This is a genomic window from Lentzea indica, from assembly GCF_012184385.1.
GTDB classification, from domain to species: Bacteria; Actinomycetota; Actinomycetes; order Mycobacteriales; family Pseudonocardiaceae; genus Lentzea; species Lentzea indica.
This window is the reverse complement of the sequence record NZ_VSRL01000492.1, coordinates 1-2275: the sequence shown is the minus strand read 5'-3', so window position 1 is coordinate 2275 and position 2275 is coordinate 1. Positions and strand designations below refer to the sequence as shown.

Here is a 2275-nt window from a genome sequence, read left to right as displayed (position 1 = left end):
CCAACGGCTGGGACGACCGCAGTTCCCACCAGCCCCACAACGCCAGCACCACCGCCGCCACGCCGAACAGGGCCCGCCGCCGGGCCAGTACGGCCAGTACGGTCCACCGCCGCCCCCACCGGGCCCGGTGATGCCACCCCCGCAGCCGTCGTGGGGCGCACCTCCCAGCGGCTACGCGCCGTACCCGCTGATGCCACCGCCGCGCCGCAAGAGCAACGGCCCGATGATCGCCCTGATCCTCGGCGGCGTGGTGATCCTCGGCCTGGGCGCGATCGGCGTCTTCGCGGCGACCTTGAACAACAAGGTGAAGGACGCGGGCTACTCGAACTACACGACCTACAGCCCGACCCTCACCAACCCCACCACGTCGGACGCCACGACCACGACGACCACCCCGTCACGCCCGTCGGCGTCCCGCACCCCGTCCTCCTCCCCGGCGACCCCGGCAGGCCCGAAGGCCGTCTACGCGCTGGCCGACCACCCGTTCCTGAAGGCGAACTTCGGCGCGAACACGATCAACGGCTGCGGGCTCCCGGCCATGGACTACTCCCCGGCCGGCCAGGACCGCTTCTTGCGCGCGGCACTGCCGTGCATCGAAAGCATGTGGAAGCCCGCGCTCCAGGCCGCGAACCTCCCGTACCAGCCCGTTGAGCTGCACATCGTCACCGAAACCGTGCAGTACCCGTGCGGCACCGTCCGCCCGGACTCGACCGCGCGTTACTGCCAGGGCGGCATCTACTGGACGGCGAACGCCTACGCCGCCGAGCGCAACCCGAACAACCCGAACCACCCCGGCAAGTACCTCGGCCAGCTGGCCCACGAGTACGGCCACCACATCCAGTGGCTCACCGGAATGCTGAAAGCCTCGGACCGCGCGCAGTACGACGCGGGAGGGTGGGATACTCCGAAGGGCCTCGACCTGAACCGCCGGATGGAGCTGCAAGCCACCTGCTTCGGCGGCATGTCCCTGGCCCCGTTGTCACACGGCGCGGTACCGATGGACGTGATCCGAGTCGGCCTGTCCGACGCGGGCAACCGAGGCGACTACGACATCTACCCGACGAAGGACCACGGCACACCGCAGAACAACGCGACTTGGGTAGACCGCGGCTACAAGTCGAACAAGGCGTCGGAGTGCAACACCTGGGCCGCAGACCCGGGTTCTGTCTCCTAGAAAGGGGTAAACGTGACCCAACCAGCCAACAACAACCCGGTCGTGCTCGCGGGAGTGTTCGTGCTGGTGGTCGCGTTCGTCCTCGGAATCGGTCAACTGAGCCGCCCCAGACTGGTGACCGGCCACGCCCTGGCAGGCTCCCGCCAGGCCCCGGCCCAGTCGACCGAGCCCTCGACCCCGGTCCGCCCCCGAGCCGTCTACCGCCTGGCAGACCACCCCTTCCTGGTCACCCCGGTGTCACTGCCCCAGGTGACGTGCGCGCTGCCCCAGTTCGGAGTCTCCGACCAACAACTGGCCGCCTACTACGCGGCAGGCGTGCAATGCCTGAACGCCGCGTGGAGCCCACAGCTGACCTCGGCGAACATGCCCTTCGAGAAGCCCTCACTGGACGCGTCCCCAGAGCTGAAGGACGGCCCCTGCGGCGCCGCCCCCGAGTCAGACCACGCAGTGGCCTACTACTGCGGCCGCAACCGCACGATCTACATGCCCACCAGCCGCCTGCGTGAGAACGGCGGCGGCGACGCCCCAGCCACCCACCTGGCCACGCTCGCCCACGAGTACGGCCACCACGTCCAGGCCCTGACAGGCTTGCTGCGGGCAGCGGACCTGAAGATCACCGACGCGGGCGAGAAAACCCCGGCCGGCCTGGAAATGAGCCGCCGACTGGAACTGCAGGCGAACTGCTTCGCCGGAATGTTCCTGACCAGCGCATCCGGCCGAGGCTCCGTGACCTCCAACCTGGCACGCCAGGCGCAGGAAGACTTCCAGTACGCCATCGAGGAAAAGCCCGAGAACAACGCGCACGGCACAGCAGCAAACCAGGCGCAATGGGCAACAACAGGCTTCAAGTCGAACTCGACAAAAGCCTGCAACACCTTCGCAGCCCCAGCACAACAAGTCGCCTAGCCCCACCCCGCGAAGCCGCAGGCAAGCGGCGACGGCGCAGCCGAGCCCCGCTTTCACACACAACGCGGGTGGGGTGGTCCCGTCACGAGTCGTACCGACGCGTTGTGCCGCGCCCGAGGGGATAGGTCAAGTCGACACGCTTTTCGTCGACTTGACCTATCCCCTCGGGTGTGGCTGCCTCCGTGCGACTCGTGA

General features: G+C 68.4%; 2 protein-coding genes. Both read left to right on the top strand.

Going from position 1 to position 2275, the window contains the following annotated elements:
• Window positions 1–1174 (top strand): neutral zinc metallopeptidase (locus FXN61_RS48875; RefSeq protein WP_312878589.1); only part of this gene is annotated, 1174 nt, incomplete at its 5' end.
• A gap of 42 nt (window positions 1175–1216) precedes the next feature.
• Window positions 1217–2080, top strand: a complete 864-nt coding sequence (locus FXN61_RS48870; protein WP_312878588.1) for a neutral zinc metallopeptidase — start codon at window positions 1217–1219, stop codon at window positions 2078–2080.
• The last annotated feature ends 195 nt before the right edge of the window (window positions 2081–2275 follow it).